13 protein-coding genes are annotated in these 15635 nt (G+C 75.3%); 4 read left to right on the top strand and 9 right to left on the bottom strand.

Features of this window, described 5'->3' with window-relative positions; translation table 11 throughout:
- Nucleotides 1-706: 706 nt before the first annotated feature.
- Nucleotides 707-2707 (top strand): glycoside hydrolase family 15 protein, encoded by a 2001-nt coding sequence (locus ACWGJO_RS00860; protein WP_452181508.1) that lies wholly within the window; start codon nucleotides 707-709, stop codon nucleotides 2705-2707.
- 38 nt (nucleotides 2708-2745) lie between these two features.
- Here ACWGJO_RS00860 and ACWGJO_RS00855 read toward each other — a convergent pair whose 3' ends face one another.
- The 3 genes from ACWGJO_RS00855 to yczE form a co-directional block, all read right to left on the bottom strand.
- On the bottom strand, nucleotides 2746-3924 hold the full coding sequence (locus ACWGJO_RS00855; protein WP_452181507.1) for a glycosyltransferase family 4 protein: 1179 nt from the start codon (nucleotides 3922-3924) through the stop codon (nucleotides 2746-2748).
- Between the two features lie 166 nt (nucleotides 3925-4090).
- Complete coding sequence (recN, locus tag ACWGJO_RS00850) at nucleotides 4091-5824, bottom strand: DNA repair protein RecN (RefSeq protein WP_452181625.1); 1734 nt, start codon at nucleotides 5822-5824, stop codon at nucleotides 4091-4093.
- An 88-nt stretch (nucleotides 5825-5912) separates the two neighbouring features.
- Nucleotides 5913-6533 (bottom strand): membrane protein YczE, encoded by a 621-nt coding sequence (gene yczE, locus ACWGJO_RS00845; RefSeq protein WP_452181624.1) that lies wholly within the window; start codon nucleotides 6531-6533, stop codon nucleotides 5913-5915.
- A gap of 210 nt (nucleotides 6534-6743) precedes the next feature.
- On the opposite strand from yczE, the gene yczR reads away from it, so the two are divergent.
- Complete coding sequence (yczR, locus tag ACWGJO_RS00840) at nucleotides 6744-8243, top strand: MocR-like transcription factor YczR (RefSeq protein ID WP_387693579.1); 1500 nt, start codon at nucleotides 6744-6746, stop codon at nucleotides 8241-8243.
- A 165-nt stretch (nucleotides 8244-8408) separates the two neighbouring features.
- Here the strand turns inward: yczR and ACWGJO_RS00835 are convergent, their stop codons facing one another.
- From ACWGJO_RS00835 to ACWGJO_RS00820, 4 genes are all read right to left on the bottom strand, one after another.
- Nucleotides 8409-9314, bottom strand: coding sequence for an NAD kinase (locus ACWGJO_RS00835; protein ID WP_387693578.1), 906 nt, complete (start codon nucleotides 9312-9314; stop codon nucleotides 8409-8411).
- 93 nt (nucleotides 9315-9407) lie between these two features.
- Nucleotides 9408-10214, bottom strand: a complete 807-nt coding sequence (locus ACWGJO_RS00830; protein ID WP_387693635.1) for a TlyA family RNA methyltransferase — start codon at nucleotides 10212-10214, stop codon at nucleotides 9408-9410.
- Between the two features lie 35 nt (nucleotides 10215-10249).
- On the bottom strand, nucleotides 10250-10429 hold the full coding sequence (locus ACWGJO_RS00825; protein ID WP_452181506.1) for a hypothetical protein: 180 nt from the start codon (nucleotides 10427-10429) through the stop codon (nucleotides 10250-10252).
- Between the two features lie 37 nt (nucleotides 10430-10466).
- Nucleotides 10467-11441, bottom strand: a complete 975-nt coding sequence (locus ACWGJO_RS00820; RefSeq protein WP_452181505.1) for a hypothetical protein — start codon at nucleotides 11439-11441, stop codon at nucleotides 10467-10469.
- A gap of 199 nt (nucleotides 11442-11640) precedes the next feature.
- On the opposite strand from ACWGJO_RS00820, the gene ACWGJO_RS00815 reads away from it, so the two are divergent.
- Complete coding sequence (locus ACWGJO_RS00815; RefSeq protein ID WP_452181504.1) at nucleotides 11641-11988, top strand: SCP2 sterol-binding domain-containing protein; 348 nt, start codon at nucleotides 11641-11643, stop codon at nucleotides 11986-11988.
- Between the two features lie 144 nt (nucleotides 11989-12132).
- On the opposite strand, the gene ACWGJO_RS00810 is transcribed toward ACWGJO_RS00815, so the two are convergent.
- Together ACWGJO_RS00810 and ACWGJO_RS00805 are read right to left on the bottom strand one after the other, a co-directional pair.
- Nucleotides 12133-13170 (bottom strand): HAD-IIA family hydrolase, encoded by a 1038-nt coding sequence (locus tag ACWGJO_RS00810; protein WP_452181503.1) that lies wholly within the window; start codon nucleotides 13168-13170, stop codon nucleotides 12133-12135.
- Nucleotides 13171-13386: 216 nt separating this feature from the next.
- A complete protein-coding gene (locus ACWGJO_RS00805; protein ID WP_452181502.1) occupies nucleotides 13387-13872 on the bottom strand; it encodes a tetratricopeptide repeat protein in 486 nt (161 codons plus the stop codon).
- A 335-nt stretch (nucleotides 13873-14207) separates the two neighbouring features.
- On the opposite strand from ACWGJO_RS00805, the gene ACWGJO_RS00800 reads away from it, so the two are divergent.
- On the top strand, nucleotides 14208-15578 hold the full coding sequence (locus tag ACWGJO_RS00800; protein ID WP_387693572.1) for a DUF1015 family protein: 1371 nt from the start codon (nucleotides 14208-14210) through the stop codon (nucleotides 15576-15578).
- Nucleotides 15579-15635 lie beyond the last annotated feature (57 nt).

Here is a 15635-nt window from a genome sequence, read left to right as displayed (position 1 = left end):
GTGGGTCGCGTGTCGAAGCAGACGTGGGCGGGAGGCTCGGGGTTCGCCGGGCGACGGAGGCCGGCTCGGTGCGCGGCGCTCGTTGGGTCGTCGGTTCGGCTGGTCCGGGGCGTTTGATCCCGCCGGTCCACGGGATACCAGGGTATCAGCGACCGGACCCGAACGCCGTTCCGGGCCGCGCGCACCGCACCGGGGGCGCGCGCGGGGCGCACCACCGGCGCATCACGCGCCACAGATTTCACACCGGTCGCACAACCCACCGGACCGGGCCAGAGCGCGGTATCCGACCGGACCATCGCGGCTCATCCGGCCGGACCAGCCGGAGGTGATCCTTCCGGACCATCCTGCGCCGCGCCCTCGCGATGCACGGCATTTCCGCCGAATTGCGGCGCCACACCGGGCTGCGCCCGCGTGCTTCGCCCCTTTCGTCCGTCGTAAGCTGCTCGGACGCATCGCCGACAGCACGAGCACGCGGAGGGCGTGGGAGGGTCAGGACACTCCCGGTCCCCGATGCGCGACCGGACCTCCCCGTATTCCAGCCCATCCCCACCCACTCCAGGGGCTCGACCGAGCCCCGCGGACACTCCAGCAAGGCCTGCCACCACCCCCGGCAGGCCGGACGTCCCGGGGTGGACCTCCGGCCCCGCAGACCGCTCGCTCCCTCCGCTCGCCGATGCCCTGACCACATTGCGAACTGGAGATCCACGTGGCCGGCCGTATCGAGGACTACGCACTCATCGGGGACATGCAGACCGCTGCCCTGGTCAGCAGGGACGGGGCGGTGGACTGGCTCTGCCTTCCCCGCTTCGACTCGCCGGCCGTGTTCGCCGGCCTGCTCGGCACCGATGAACACGGCTTCTGGCGGATCGGCCCGGCCGAGGCCGTCCTGACCGAGGTCCCCGCGCCGGCCGCCGCCACGCCCCCCGCCGACACGGGCCGGGCCCGCATCGCCGACACCGCCGACCTGCGGGTGCCCCCGCCCACCGCCGCCGCCCCCGCCGTTCCCGCCGACCGCCGCCGCTACCGGGGCGACTCGCTGGTCCTGGAGCAGGAGTGGGACACCGACGGCGGCACCGTCCGGGTGATCGACTTCATGCCGCCGCGCCCGCTGGCCGGCAAGGACGCCGTCCCCCAGGTGATCCGGATCGTCGAGGGCGTCACGGGCACCGTACGGATGCGCTCGGCCGTACGGATGCGTTTCTCCTACGGCCGCATCGTGCCCTGGGTGCACCGCGTCGAACAGGCCGACGGGGGCCACCGCACCGTCGCCGTCGCCGGCCCCGACTCGGTCTGGCTGGACGGCGAGGCCGAGACCTACGGCCGCGACCTCACCACCTACGCCGACTTCACCGTCACCGCCGGCGAGCGGATCGCCTTCGCCCTCACCTGGCAGGCCTCCCACCTCGACCCGCCCAGGCCCCCGGACGCCGAGGGGATGCTCGACGCCACCGCCGACTTCTGGCACGAGTGGGCCGACCAGTGCACCTACCAGGGCCCCTACCGCGAGGCCGTGATCCGCTCCCTGATCACCCTCAAGGGCCTCACCTACGCCCCCACCGGCGGCATCGTCGCCGCCCCCACCACCTCCCTGCCCGAGGACATCGGCGGCGAACGCAACTGGGACTACCGCTACACCTGGCTGCGCGACGCCGCCATCACCCTCTCCTCCCTGCTGCGCACCGGCTACCGCGAGGAGGCCCGCGCCTGGCGCGAGTGGCTGCTGCGCGCGGTGGCCGGCGACCCGGAGAACCTCCAGATCATGTACGGCATCGCCGGCGAGCGCGAGCTCACCGAGTCCTCGCTGGACTGGCTGCCCGGCTACGAGGGCTCCCAGCCCGTCCGGGTCGGCAACGGCGCCGCCGGACAGCTCCAGCTCGACGTCTACGGCGAGGTCGTCGAGGCCCTGCACCTGGCCCACATGACCGGCCTGGTCCGCAACGACCACGCCCACCACCTCCAGCTGCGCCTGATCGACTACCTGGAGGAGCACTGGCAGGAGCCGGACGAGGGCATCTGGGAGGTCCGCGGCCCGCGCCGGCACTTCGTCCACTCCAAGGTGATGGCCTGGGTCGCCGTCGACCGGACCATCAAGCTGCTGGAGCAGACCCCCGAGGACGAGCCCACCGGCGGCCACCTGGAGCGCTGGCGCGCGCTGCGCGCGTTGATCCACGCGGACGTCTGCGAGAAGGGCTACGACCCGGAGCGCAACACCTTCACCCAGTACTACGGCGGCAAGGAGCTGGACGCCTCGCTGCTGCTGATCCCCCAGGTCGGCTTCCTGCCCCCGGACGACAAGCGCGTCATCGGCACCATCGAGGCGATCCAGCGCGAACTGTCCACCGAGGACGGCTTCGTCCTGCGCTACCCCACCCACGACGAGAGCGGCAACAACGTCGACGGCCTCTCCGGCCACGAGGGCGCCTTCCTGGCCTGCTCGTTCTGGCTGGCCGACGACCTCGCCATGATCGGCCGGGTGCAGGAGGCCCGCGAACTGTTCGACCGGCTGCTGGCGCTGCGCAACGACCTGGGCCTGCTCGCCGAGGAGTGGGACCCCCGGCTCAAGCGCCAGGTCGGCAACTTCCCCCAGGCCTTCAGCCACGTCCCGCTGATCGACACCGCGCTGCGGCTGACCGCCTGCGGCGCCGCGTACCTGTCCGCCCAGCCGGACGGCCCGGCCGCCGACCGGGTCGAACGGGCCACCGTCTAACAGGCCACCGTCCGGCGGGCCACCGTCCGGAAGCCGGTCTAGCCGCGCTGCACCAGCTCGTCGTAGGTGCTGAGCACCTGGGCGACGGTGGCGGCCTCGTCCGGCCAGGTCTCGGCCTGCTGCCGGCCGGCCGCCACCAGCTGCTCGCGGCGGGCCGGGTCGGCCAGCACGGCGCGCACCGCGCGACCGAGCGCCGCCGGGTCGCCGGAGGGCACCAGTACGGCGGCGTCGCCGACCAGTTCGGGGATGCCGCCGACGGCGGTCGCGACCACCGGCACGCCGGCCCGCATCGCCTCCTGCACCACCAGCGAGCGGGCCTCCCAGCGGCTGGGGATCACCACCACGTCGGCGGCGGCCAGCAGGTCGGGCACGTCGGTGCGGTAGCCGAGCAACCGCACCGGCAGCTTCTCCGCGGCCGTCCGCTCGCGCAGCACGCCCGCCTCCGGGCCGTCCCCGGCGAGCAGCACCAGCGGCTCCGGGTCCAGCGCGGACAGCTCCCGGGTGGCGTCCAGCAGCACTCCGAAGGCCTTCTGCGGGACGAGCCGGCCGACCGCCAGCACCAGCGGGCGGTCCGGGTCCGCGCCGAGCAGCGCGGTACGGGCCTCGGTGCGGGCGAGCTGCCCCTCGGGCATCGGCGGGGCCGCCACCGGGCCCAGCCGGGCGTCGGTAGCGCCCAGTTCGCGGGCCCGGGCGACGAGGTCGGAGGAGGCGCCGAGAACCAGGTCGGCGGCGCGCGCCACCCGGCGCTCCATCAGCCGCTGCAGCCGGCGCTCCATCCCGGTGGCCAGCAGCGCGTGGTGCGAGGTGACCACCAGCGGGGTCTCCGGGCGCAGACCCGGGAAGCGGCCCGCGGTGCGCAGCGCCAGGTCGGACAGCAGCCCGGCGCGCAGCCCGTGGGCGTGCACCACGTCGGCGCCGGTGAAGGCCCGGCGCAGCTCGCCGATCGCGGTGGCGTCGCTGCGGGCGCCCGCGGTGGGGGTGATGTCGACGGTGTGGAACCTGGCACCCGTGCGGGAGAAGCCGAACAGCGCGTCCGCGCCGGCCGGCGCGCAGACCGTGACGTTCACTCCGTGCGCGACCAGGCCCTGGGCCAGGGAGCGCACGTGCGCACCGATGCCGCCGGTGCTGGCGGCCAGGACGAGTACCACGTGCAGCTGCCCCGGTTCGGGGACGGCCGCGGTGGCCCGGGCGGCGGAATGGTCCACGTCGTCTCGCATCCGACTCGATCAGGTTCGCGCGCCGCCTCGCGAGGATTGCCCGCCCGGCGGCGCTCGGGGCTGGAAAGCCAGTGTCCAGGCGCCACCATGCCAGGTCGGCGGCCCTCTTGGACAGTCGGCGCCACGGGGGCGCGTCGCCGGTGTCCGAGGGGGCCGCCGGCGCCGGCTACCGGCGGCGCGGGACCCGCGCGGCGGCCAACAGTTCCTCGGCGTGGGCGCGGCCCAGCTCCGAGTCCTCCAGGCCGGCCAGCATCCGGGAGAGTTCGCGCACCCGCTCCTCGTCGTTCAGCACCTTGACGCCGCTGCGGGTCACGGTGCCGTCGTTGGTCTTCACCACGACCAGGTGCCGGTCGGCGAACGCGGCGACCTGCGGGAGGTGGGTGACCACCACGACCTGGGCGGACTCGGCCAGCTTGGCCAGCCGGCGGCCGATCTCGACCGCGGCCTTGCCGCCGACGCCCGCGTCCACCTCGTCGAACAGGTAGGTGGGGACGGGGTCGGCGCCCGCGAAGACCACCTCGACGGCGAGCATCACGCGGGACAGCTCACCGCCGGAGGCTCCCTTGGCGATCGGGCGCGGCTGGGCGCCCGGGTGCGGGGCCAGCAGCACCTCCACCTCGTCCACGCCGTGCGGACCGTAGGCGACGGTGCGCCCGCCGACCTCGATCCCGGCCAGGTCGTCGACCTGGCCGATCGCGAAGGTCACCCGGGCGTGCGGCATGGCCAGTTCGGCGAGTTCGGCGGAGACCGCCTCGGCGAACCGTCCGGCCGCGGCGTGCCGGGCCCGCGAGACCTCGGCGGCCAGCTCGGCCAGCTCGGCCCGCAGCTCGGTCTCCCGGGCGCCGAGCTCGTCGATCCGGTCGTCGTCGCCGTCGAGTTCGGCGAGCCGCACCGCCCCGGCCTCGGCCCAGGCGATCACCTCGGCGAGCGAGTTCTCCTCGCCGCCGTACTTGCGCAGCAGCTGGGCCAGCACGGCCCGGCGGTCCTCGACGGCGGACAGGCGCACCGGGTCGGCGTCCAGGTCGTCCGCGTAGCCGGCCAGGTCGCCGGCCACGTCGGCGAGCAGGTAGCCGACCTCGTTGAGGCGGTCGGCCAGGGCGGCCAGCCGCTCGTCGTGGTGGCGCACGGCGTCCAGGGCCCGGCGGGACTGGGCGAGCAGGGTGCCCGCGTCCAGCGCCTCCGGGTCGACCGGGTCGCCGGCCAGGGCGGCGTGGGCGAGGGTCGCGGCGGAGGACAGCGCGTCGGCGTGGCCGAGCCGCTCGGCCTCGGCGGCCAACTCCGCGTCCTCGCCGGCCACCGGTTCGGCGGCGGCGATCTCGTCCAGGCCGAAGCGCAGCAGATCGGCCTCCTGGGCACGCTCGCGGGCCCGGGTGGTCAGCTCCTCCAGGGTCGCGGAGACCTCGCGCAGGACGCGGTAGGTCTCCCGGTAGCGGGCCAGCGGCCCGGCCACCGAGGCGCCCGCGTACCGGTCCAGCGCGCCGCGCTGGCGGGCCGGGCGCAGCAGGCGCTGCTGGTCGGTCTGGCCGTGCACGGCGATCAGGTCCTCGCCAAGCTCGGCGAGCAGCCCGACCGGGACGGACCGGCCGCCGACGTGCGCCCGGGAGCGGCCCTCGGCGGAGACGGTCCGGCTGATCAGCAGCGCGCCGTCGTCCAGTTCGGCCCCCGCCTCGATCGCGCGGACCGCCACCGGGGAGTCTGCGGGCAGCTGCAGCCGGCCCTCCACGACGGCGCGTCCGGTGCCGTTGCGCACCAGGCCCGGGTCGGCGCGGCCGCCGAGCAGCAGGCCCAGGCTGGTCACGACCATGGTCTTTCCGGCGCCGGTCTCACCGGTCACGGCGGTGAAGCCGGGGGCGAGTTCGACCACCGCGTCGTCGATGACCCCAAGATCCCGTATCCGCATCTCGTCCAACACGGAGACGACCTTACGAGGTTCCGCCCCCGGCGCGCGACGAGCGACAACGGCGCGCGGCAACTCCGTGCCCGGAAGTTCATCCCTTCCGGGGGTCCCCGGCGGCCACCGGCACGGTGCACCAGCGCAGGAAGAGCTGCGCCATCGGGCCGATGGCCAGCGCGTACGCGACGGTGCCGACCCCGGCGGTGCCGCCGAGCAGCACACCGGCGGTGAGGACCGTCACCTCGATGCCGGTCCGGAGAAGTCGCAGCGAACGGCCGGTGCGCCGGTGCAGGCCGGTCATCAGGCCGTCGCGCGGGCCGGGGCCGAGCCGGGCGCCGATGTAGAGGCCGGTGGCCAGGCCGTTGAGGACGATCGCCCCGGCCGACATCGCGATCCGGACGGGCAGGGCGCCGGGGCCTGCAACGACCCGCAGGGTGAGGTCCATGGCCGCGCCGATCACCAGCACGTTGGCGACGGTGCCCAGGCCGGGGCGCTGGCGCAGCGGGATCCACAGCAGCAGGACGAGGGCCCCGCAGATCGTCACCCAGGCGCCGACCGACAGCCCGACGGTGCGCTGCAGACCCTGGTGCAGGACGTCCCAGGGGTCGAGGCCGAGGCCGGAGCGGAGCATCAGCGCCATGCTCACGCCGTACAGGACGAGGCCGGCGAACAGCTGCGGTATCCGGCGGCCGAGGGCGTGGGTGTCGCCGAACACCCGGACGGCGAGGCTCCGCCCGGGGGCCGGTGCGGGGGTGGTGGTGGCGGCCGATGCCGGTGTGGTCGTGGTGGCCAAGGCTTGCTCCTGCGGTGGTGCTGCACCACCGGGGCTCCCGGTGGTGGCGGCCGGCACGGCCGCCCTGCCATGATGGCCAGTCCAAAGCGGCCTGCTCCAGGGCCAATCTCTAGCAAGTGGACTTATTCAGCCATGGTCGACTGGCACACCACCGTCACCCCGCCCGCCCTGGCGCGGCTGCTCGCCACCGCCCGGCTCCCCGAGCCGGCCGCCGCCCGCCGCCCCGCCTACCGCACCCTGGCCGGGCAGATCCGGCTGCTGGTCACCGAGGGCCGGCTGCCGGTCGGCGCCCGGCTGCCCGCCGAGCGCGAACTGGCCACCGCCCTCGCGATGAGCCGCACCACCGTCGCCACCGCGTACGAGACCCTGCGCGGCGACGGCTACCTGCGCAGCCGGCGCGGCGCGGGCAGCTGGACCGCCCTGCCCGAGGGCGCCCCGCCCCCCAGCGAGGCCCTGCACCCCGTCCCCCCGGACGAGCAGAGCCGCATGCTGGACCTCGGCGTCGCCGCCCCGCCCGCCCCCCAGCCCTGGGTCGGCCAGGCCGCCGCCCGGGCCGTCGAACAGCTGCCGCACTACGCCGCCGGGCACGGCCACTACCCCACCGGCGTCCCGGTGCTGCGCGAGGCCGTCGCCCGCCGCTTCACCGAACGCGGACTGCCCACCACCCCCGACCAGATCCTGATCACCACCGGCGCCATGGGCGCCCTGCACCTGCTCCAGCGGGCCCTGATCGGCCGCGGCGACCGGGTCGCCGTCGAGGCGCCCAGCTACGCGAACACCCTGCAGGCACTGCGGCTGGCCGGCGCACGCCTGGTCCCGGTGCCGTACGCCTGGACTCCGCGGCCCACCTGGGACCTCGACGAGTGGCGGCGGGTGCTGCGCGGCGCCGGCCCCAAGGTCGCCTACCTGATCCCGGACTTCCACAACCCGACCGGCACCCTGATCGACGAGGAGCAGCGCCGCGAACTGCTGGCCGCCGCCCGGACCGCCGGAAGCATCGTGCTGGCGGACGAGACCACCGCCGAACTCGGCTGGGGCGTCCCGCCCTCCACCCCACTGCCGCGCCCCATGGCCGCACTGGACCGCTCCGCCCAGGTGGTCACCGTCGGCTCGGCGGGCAAGCTGCTCTGGGGCGGTCTGCGGATCGGCTGGGTCCGGGCCGCGCCGGCGCTGGTGCGCCGACTGGCCACCGAGCGGGTCTACAGCGACGTCGGCACCCCGGTGCTGGACCAGCTGATCGCCGCCGAACTGCTGGGCGAACTGCTGCCCGACGTCCGGGAGCACCAGCTGACCCGGCTGCGGGCCACCGCCCGGGCCTTCGCCGCCGCCCTGCCCGAACGGCTGCCCGACTGGAGCTTCACCATGCCGACCGGCGGGCTCTCGCTGTGGGTCTCCACCGGCGCCCTGTCCGGCGCCGCACTGGCCCGGGCCGGGGAGCGCGGCGGGGTCCGGATCGCCTCGGGCAACCGCTTCGGCTCGGACGGCGCCTTCGAGCACCACATCCGTCTCCCGGTCACCGTGCCCGCCGCGACCGTCCCCGCCGCCGTCGAACGCCTCGCCGCCCTGGCCGCCCAGGCGGCGGCCGACGGACGGCTCGAACCGGCCGACGAGGCCCAGCCACTGGCGGTCTGACGGCTCGACCAACGAGCCCCAGCCGCTGGCGGCCTGACGGTTCGTCAGCGGCATGCGATCGGCCGGTGCGCGGCCCGGGACAGGCGAAAGCCCCTGGCGCGCACCGGCCTCGGCGCATCCGGACCAGCCGCGGCCGGCCGCCCGCCGGCCTCCTGCCGAGAGGTGCTAGCAGTGGCCGGCCCGGCCGCGCCAACCCGTCACCGGCAGCGCGAACTTGGCCACCAGCCGGTCGGTGAACGGCGCCCGGTGCAGCCTCGCCAGCCGCACCGGAGTCCGGCCCCGACGGACCTCCACCCGCGCCCCGGCGGGCAGTTCGACCGAACGCCGCCCGTCGCACCAGAGCACACCGTGCGGGGTCTTGGGCTGCACCTCGACCGCCAGCACCGACTCCGGCGAGGTCACCAGCGGGCGGGCGAACAGCGCGTGCGCGGAGATCGGCACCATCAGCAGCGCCTCCACCTCCGGCCACACCACCGGCCCGCCGCCGGAGAACGCGTACGCGGTGGAGCCGGTCGGCGTCGCGCACACCACGCCGTCACAGCCGAAGTTGGAGACCGGGCGGCCGTCCACCTCGGTCACCACCTCCAGCATCCGCTCCCGCGCCGCCTTCTCGATCGAGGCCTCGTTCAGCGCCCAGTCCTCGTGGACCACATCGCCGTTGGTGCGGACGATGACATCGATCGTCATCCGCTCCTCGACCTCGTAGTCGGCGTCCACCACCCGCTCCACCACCACGGCCAGGTCGTCCCGCTCGGCCTCGGCGAGGAAGCCCACCCGGCCCAGGTTGATCCCGAGCATCGGCAGCCCGTGCGAGCGCGCCAGCTCCGCCCCCCGCAGCAGCGTCCCGTCCCCGCCCGCCACCAGGATCAGCTCGCAGCCGTCCGCCGCCCCGGGGCCCTCCGCCACCTTCTCGACGCCCTCCGGCAGGTCCAGGTCGACCGCCTCGGCCTCCAGCAGTCTGATCCGAAGACCCGCCTTCAGCAGCCCGTGCACCAGGGCCTCGACGCTGCGCAGCGCCGCCTCCCGGCCGGTGTGCGCGATCAGGAAGACCGTACGTTCTTCATCGCTCATGCCGCTGCCCTCTCCCTAACGCCTGCCGGGTCGCCCTTGGCCCCGGTGCGGCCGCGCCATACGGCATGACGGGCCGGACGCTCGCAAGGCACCCTACCGGGGCCCCTCGGCCACGGCCCGGTCCGCCTCCGCGGGGTCCAGCTGCGGGGCGTCCCGGCGCAGCCAGAGGAAGTACTCGACGTTGCCGGACGGCCCCGGCAGGGGGCTCGCGGTGACCGCGCGCACGCCCAGCCCGAGCTCCCACGCCTGCCCCGCGACCTGGCGCACCATCTCGGCGCGCAGCTGCGGGCTGCGCACCACGCCACCGCTGCCCAGACGCTCCTTGCCGATCTCGAACTGGGGCTTGACCATCAGCACCAGGTCGGCATCCCCGGCCGCGCAGGAGGCGAGGGCCGGGAGCACCAGGCCCAGCGAGATGAACGACAGGTCGCCCACCACCAGGTCCACCGGGGTGCCGCCGATCAGCTCCGGGGTCAGCTCGCGCACATTGGTGCGGTCCATCACGGTGACCCGGTCGTCGCTCTGCAGCGACCAGGCCAGCTGCCCGTACCCGACGTCCACCGCCAGCACCCGCGCGGCCCCGGCCCGCAGCAGCACGTCGGTGAAGCCGCCGGTGGAGGCGCCCGCGTCCAGCGCCCGGCGGCCCTCGACCACCAGGCCCTGCGGTACGAAGGCCGCGAACGCGCCGGCGAGCTTGTGGCCGCCGCGCGAAACGTAGTCGGGGTCGTTGTCGTCCTTGGCCACCACGACCGCCGCCGAGGTCTCCACCTGGGTGGCCGGCTTGGTCGCGGTGGTGCCACCGACGGTCACCCGGCCGGCCGCGATCAGCTCGGACGCGTGCTCACGCGATCGGGCCAGCTTGCGGCGGACCAGTTCCGCGTCGAGTCGGCGTCGTGCCACTGCCACTGGTGTTCAGCTCCTACGGATCCTGCGGGTCATTCCTGATCGAGCGCGGCCAGTGTGTCGACCAGCCGCTGGTGAACATCTTCGTACACCGCGACGTGTGCCTCGGCCGGGACCCCGTCCAGAGCCTCCAGCCGGGCCAGGCCGGCGTCCACTCCGGGGTGGCCGGTGAGGACCGGCTCGACGCCCAGCGGCTCCACGAGGGCGATCATGTCCGACGCCCCGGCATCCCGGACGGACTCGGGCGGTTCACTCGTCCCGGGCATCGGGCTTCTTCGTGCTGGTGGCCTTGCGGACGGTGGTCTTCCTGGTCGCGGCACGCTTCGCGGGCGTCCCGGACCGGGTGGCGGCCTCGGACCGGGCCTCGGTCTGCTTGGCGGTGGCGGTCTTCTTGACGGTCGTCGTCTTCTTCTTCGCGGTGGCCTTCCCGGCCACCGTCCCCTTCCCGGCCGTCCCAGTCGTCGCCGGCTTCTCGGCCGCGCTCTTCCTCGCCGTGCTCTTCTTGGCGGCGCTCTTCTTCGCGGGACCCTCCCCGGCGGCGCTCTCCTCGGCCGTGCTCTCCTTGGCCGGGCTCTTCTTCGCCGGGCCCTCCCCGGCGGCGCTCTCCTCGGCCGTGCTCTCCTTGGCCGGGCTCTTCTTCGCCGGGCCCTCCCCGGCGGAACTCTCCCCGGCAGCGGGCGCCTCCGGCGGGACCGGGGCGGCCCCGGACACGGGCGGAACCGGTGGATCGACCTCGACCGGCTCGTCCACCTCCACCCGCTCGGCGACTATCGGCTCCCCCGTCGCCGGGACCGCCGAGCGCTCCTCCTCGAACTCCCAGCCGCGCCCGAACAGGTCACCGGCCCGCGGCGCCGGCACCGGCTCCTCGGCCTCGTACGACCCCGGCCCGGACCCGGCCGCCGGGGCCTCCTCCTCGACCTCGCGCAGCTTGGTCTCCAGGTACGCCAGCACCACGCCGACCTTGGTCACCTGGTCGCCGACCTTCTCGAAGACCTTCTCCGCCTCGTTGCGCGCCACACCGACCGCCAGGTCCACCCCGGCGCGCCCGGCGGTGACCGCCTCCCCGGCCAGGGTCTGCAAGGTCTCCACCGACGGCGGGAACTGACCGCCCAGCCGGCGCTCGACCCCGGCGACGTCCACCCCGGCCTTCTCCAGGATCGAGGTCGCCGTCCCGACGACCAGCTTGCCGACCTCCTCGACCACTCCGGCGGCGGTCTCCACCACTCCCCGAACCGTCCTCGGCAGCATCCGGGTGCCTCCCAATCGCGTACGCGCGTCGCTCCGTCGCCCTCAGTACCCGGGCCGTTCCGGGCACCCCACAGACGACGTCCGGGCACCCCACGGACGACGCTACCGCCAAAACCCGCCTGAGGTACCGTGGCCCGCAGTCAGCACCGTAGCGACCGGGGGAGGGAGCCGCCCCGTGGCGAACGCCGAGGAGTGCCGGGAGGCACTGGAGCAGCTCAGCCGGAACATGGCGAAGTCCACCGGCGACGTCCGCAAGGCCGCGGCCCTCGACCGTTCGCTCAGCTGCCGGATCACCGACCTCGACCTGACCTTCACCGGGCGACTGCGCGACGGCCGGATCCAGGACATCGTGGTCTCCCCCGGCGCCCCGGCAGGGAAGGCGGAGATCCGGCTCACCATGACCAGCGACGACCTGGTCGCACTGGTCGGCGGGCGGCTCGGCTTCGCCTCCGCCTGGGCGAGCGGCCGGGTCAGGCTGGAGGCGGGCTTCCGCGACCTGCTGCGACTGCGCACCCTGCTCTGAGCCCGGCCGCCGAACCGGTCCCGAGTTCGGCCACCGGGCCCGTCCCGGACCCCTCCCGGATTCGGCCCTCGGACCCGGCCGTCGGACCCGGCCGTCGGACCCGGCGCTGCCGAGGGCGGCCCCGGGTCGACCGCCGGCCTGTCCTCAGAACCCCAGATCGGCCAGCGCCTTGCGGCCGTCCACCGGCGCGCCGCCCGCGTCCAGCACCGACCACGCCGCCGCGCACAGCGCCCGCAGGCCGTCCCAGCGGTCCCCCGCCCCGGACAGCCGCAGCACACCGGCCTCGACGCCCGCGACCCAGCCGCCGCACCCGAAGCCGCCGTCCACGGCCGCCACCGCGGGGTGGGGGACGAGCAGTCCGCGCAGGTCTGCGGCCAGGTAGGTCGGCCGGTGCTCGACCGGGGCCGCCAGCAGCAGCTCCGGCGTGGTCACCCCGGTGAACACCAGCAGGCTGTCCACCCCGCCGTTGAACGCGCCCTCGATGTCGGTATCCAGCCGGTCCCCGACCACCAGCGGACGCTCCGCACCGGTACGCAGCACGGTCTCCCTGTGCATCGGCGGCAGCGGCTTGCCCGCCACCTCCGGCTCCACCCCGGTCGCCGCCCGCACCGCCGCCACCAGGGTGCCGTTGCCGGGCGCGATGCCACGGGCCCTCGGCACCGTCAGGTCCAGGTTGGACGCCACCCACGGCAGACCGCTCTGCACGGCGTACGAGGCCTCCGCCAGGTCCGTCCACCCCACCGAGGGGTCGAAGCCCTGGACCACCGCGAGCGGACCGTCGGCCAACGAGCGGACCGCGACCAGCCCCAGCTCGGCCAGCGCCTCCTCCAGTCCGAGCCCGCCCACGACCAGCACCTTCGAGCCGGCCGGCACCTTCTCGGCGACCAGTCGGGCGGCGGCCTGGGCCGAGTTGATCACGTCGGCCGGCTCGGCCGGAACGCCCAGCTCGGTCAGGTGCTCGGCCACCACCCGCGGCGGGCGGGAGGCGTTGTTGGTCACGTAGGCGAGCCGCATCCCGGCGGTGCGGGCGGCGTCCAGCGCGTCCACGGCGTGCTCGATCGCGTGTGCGCCCGCGTAGACCACGCCGTCCAGGTCCAGCAGCGCGGTGTCGTACGCGTCGGTCAGCGGCCGCTCGCTGCCGCCGGGGGCGGTCCGTCGCAAGGGGGTGGCCGTCTCGGTCATGGCTGCGCTACCTCATTCACTGCGTCGTCGTTCACTGCGTCGTCCGCGCCGCACGTCCTCGTGCGGCGCGGCTTCCGTCACTCGTGCGTGGCGGAGCCCGTCACGGCGTCCATCACTGGTCCGCCACGGAGTCCGTCACGGCGTGCGCCACGGTTTCCGTCACGGCGTGCGTCACGGAGTCCGTCACGGCGTGCGGCCGGTCCTCGCGCCGGGCGGTCAGGCGCCGCCGTCGGCACCGTCGCCCGCGCCGGCATCGCCCGCCGGCCCTCCGGCTGGGCCCTCGGCACCCATCGGGGGCGCCGCGTACCCGGGTGCTCCCGGCAGCAGCGGGCCGTACGCCCCGGCCCGGGCCGCCAGGGTCGCCCGGGTCTGCCGCAGCGCCTGCCGGTAGTGATCGCTCTCCGGCCGCATCGCCACGGCCAGCGCCAGGTGCTCGGCGGAGGTCTCGAAATCGCCCAACCGGGCCGCCGCGACGCCCCACCCGAACTGAGCGTAGTCGTCCGCCGGGTCCGCCAGCGCCACGGCGCGGAAGTTCCCCAGGGCCGCCGCGTACGAGCCCGCGTCGAACTGGGCCCGCGCCAACGCCTCCCGGATGCTGCGCGAGTGCGGCTCGGCCGCCACCGCCCGGGCGAGCAACTGCTCGGCGGCCGCCGGATGCCCCTGGGCCAGCAGCTGGGCACCCCGGCGGAACCAGTCGTACACGTCCCCGGCGGGCTCCCCGGAACGGCTCTGCCGCGGCACCCTGCCGGCCCCGGTACCGTCGCCCCCCGCGCTGCCGGCCCCCGCGCCGCCGCCCGGTGTTTCGTCGCCTGGTGCTTCGTCGCCCGGTGCACGGCCCGGCACGCCGTCGGCCGGAGTATCCCCGCGGGTGGCACCGACCGACCCGACCGGTCCGCCCGACTCGACCGGGCCGCCGCCGTCCACCCGTTCCTGCCCGTCGTCCATGCCGTACCTCGCCCTCGGTCGCACACCCGGCCCACAAATCGGCACGGGCATTCCGATCTCTCAACAACGCGTACCCGGTTACGATGCCCAGAATGAGCACACCCAGTGCAGAAGACGGAGTCGAGACTCCCGAGGGCGGCCCCGGTGATCCCGGGCACGTCGCCACCGCCGGCCTGTCCCTGTCCCCCTTCCGCGGCCTGCGCTACGTCCCCGACCGGGTCGGCGCCCTGGCCGCGGTGATGTCCCCGCCGTACGACGTCGTGGATCCGGGCCGCCGGCTCGACCTGGAGACCGCCGACCCGCACAACGTGGTCCGGCTGATCCTTCCCAGGCCCGAGCCCGAGGACGCCGGCGACCGCCCCGACCGCGACACCCGCTACCGGCACGCCGCCCGGCTCCTGGCCGCCTGGCAGCGCGAGGGCATCCTGGCCGCCGACCCCGAGCCCGCGCTCTACGTCTACGAGCAACGGGTGCCGGCCACCGACGACTCCCCCGAACTGCTCCAGCGCGGCCTGATCGGCGCCCTCGCGGTGAGCGGCCGCGAGGGCGGCGTGGTGCTCCCGCACGAGGACGTGATGCCGCGGCCGGTCGCCGACCGGGTCGGCCTGATGCGCACCACCCGGGCAAACCTGGAACCGCTGCTGCTCACCTACCGGGGCAACGGCGGCGCCTCCGGCGTGATCGAACGGACGGTCGAGCGCGAGCCGCTGCTCTCCACTGCCACCAGCGACGGCACCCACCACCGGCTGTGGGCGGTCACCGACCCCGCCGAGATCGCCGGGATCAGCCGCGACCTCGCCACCTGCCGGGCGCTGATCGCCGACGGCCACCACCGCTGGGAGATGTACCTGCGCCTCCAGCGCGAGCACCGCCACCTGCCGCGCAGTCCCTGGGACCGCGGCCTGGTACTCCTGGTGGACACCGCCCGCTACCCGCTGCGGGTCCGCGCCATCCACCGCGTGCTGTACCGGCTGCCGGTGGCCGAGGCCCTGGAGCGGCTCGGCGACCAGTGGAAGGTCAAGGAGGTCCCCGGGCCGCTGTCCGCCGCGCTCCAGGCCCTCGCCGAGCAGAAGCGGCACGGCGGCAACGGCTTCGTCCTCACCGGCGGTGACGGCGTCTACTGGCTGCTCGGCGAGCCCGAGGAGTCCCTGCTCGACGCCACCGTGCCGCAGGGGCGGCCCGAGGAGTGGCGCCACCTGGACGCCACCGTCCTGCACGCCACCCTGCTGGACCACACCTGGCACGTCCCCGACGGCCCGGACGACATCGGCTACCTGCACACCGCCGTGGCCGCCGAGCAGGAGGCCGCGCGCACCGGCGGCACCGCCGTCCTGCTGCACCCGGTCCGGGAGTCGGTGGTGAGACGGCTGGCCGAACAGGGCGTCACAATGCCGCGCAAGTCCACCTCCTTCGGGCCGAAGCCGGCCACCGGGCTGGTGCTGCGCAACCTCGCGCTGGGCTGACGACACCGCCGGCCCGGACACCGGGCCGGAACGCCGGGCCGGAACGCCGTGAGGCCC

It is taken from the genome of Kitasatospora sp. NPDC054795, assembly GCF_053611565.1.
The sequence above is the reverse complement of the archived record's forward strand: the minus strand, read 5'-3'. Positions and strand labels throughout refer to the sequence as shown.

Excerpts from the sequence above, each read along its gene's own strand:
- ACWGJO_RS00855 (WP_452181507.1), bottom strand. The coding sequence starts at position 3,924 with ATGCGAGACGACGTGGACCATTCCGCCGCCCGGGCCACCGCGGCCGTC.
- recN (WP_452181625.1), bottom strand. The coding sequence starts at position 5,824 with ATGCGGATACGGGATCTTGGGGTCATCGACGACGCGGTGGTCGAACTC.
- yczR (WP_387693579.1), top strand. The coding sequence starts at position 6,744 with ATGGTCGACTGGCACACCACCGTCACCCCGCCCGCCCTGGCGCGGCTG.
- ACWGJO_RS00835 (WP_387693578.1), bottom strand. The coding sequence starts at position 9,314 with ATGAGCGATGAAGAACGTACGGTCTTCCTGATCGCGCACACCGGCCGG.
- ACWGJO_RS00825 (WP_452181506.1), bottom strand. The coding sequence starts at position 10,429 with ATGATCGCCCTCGTGGAGCCGCTGGGCGTCGAGCCGGTCCTCACCGGC.
- ACWGJO_RS00810 (WP_452181503.1), bottom strand. The coding sequence starts at position 13,170 with ATGACCGAGACGGCCACCCCCTTGCGACGGACCGCCCCCGGCGGCAGC.
- ACWGJO_RS00800 (WP_387693572.1), top strand. The coding sequence starts at position 14,208 with ATGAGCACACCCAGTGCAGAAGACGGAGTCGAGACTCCCGAGGGCGGC.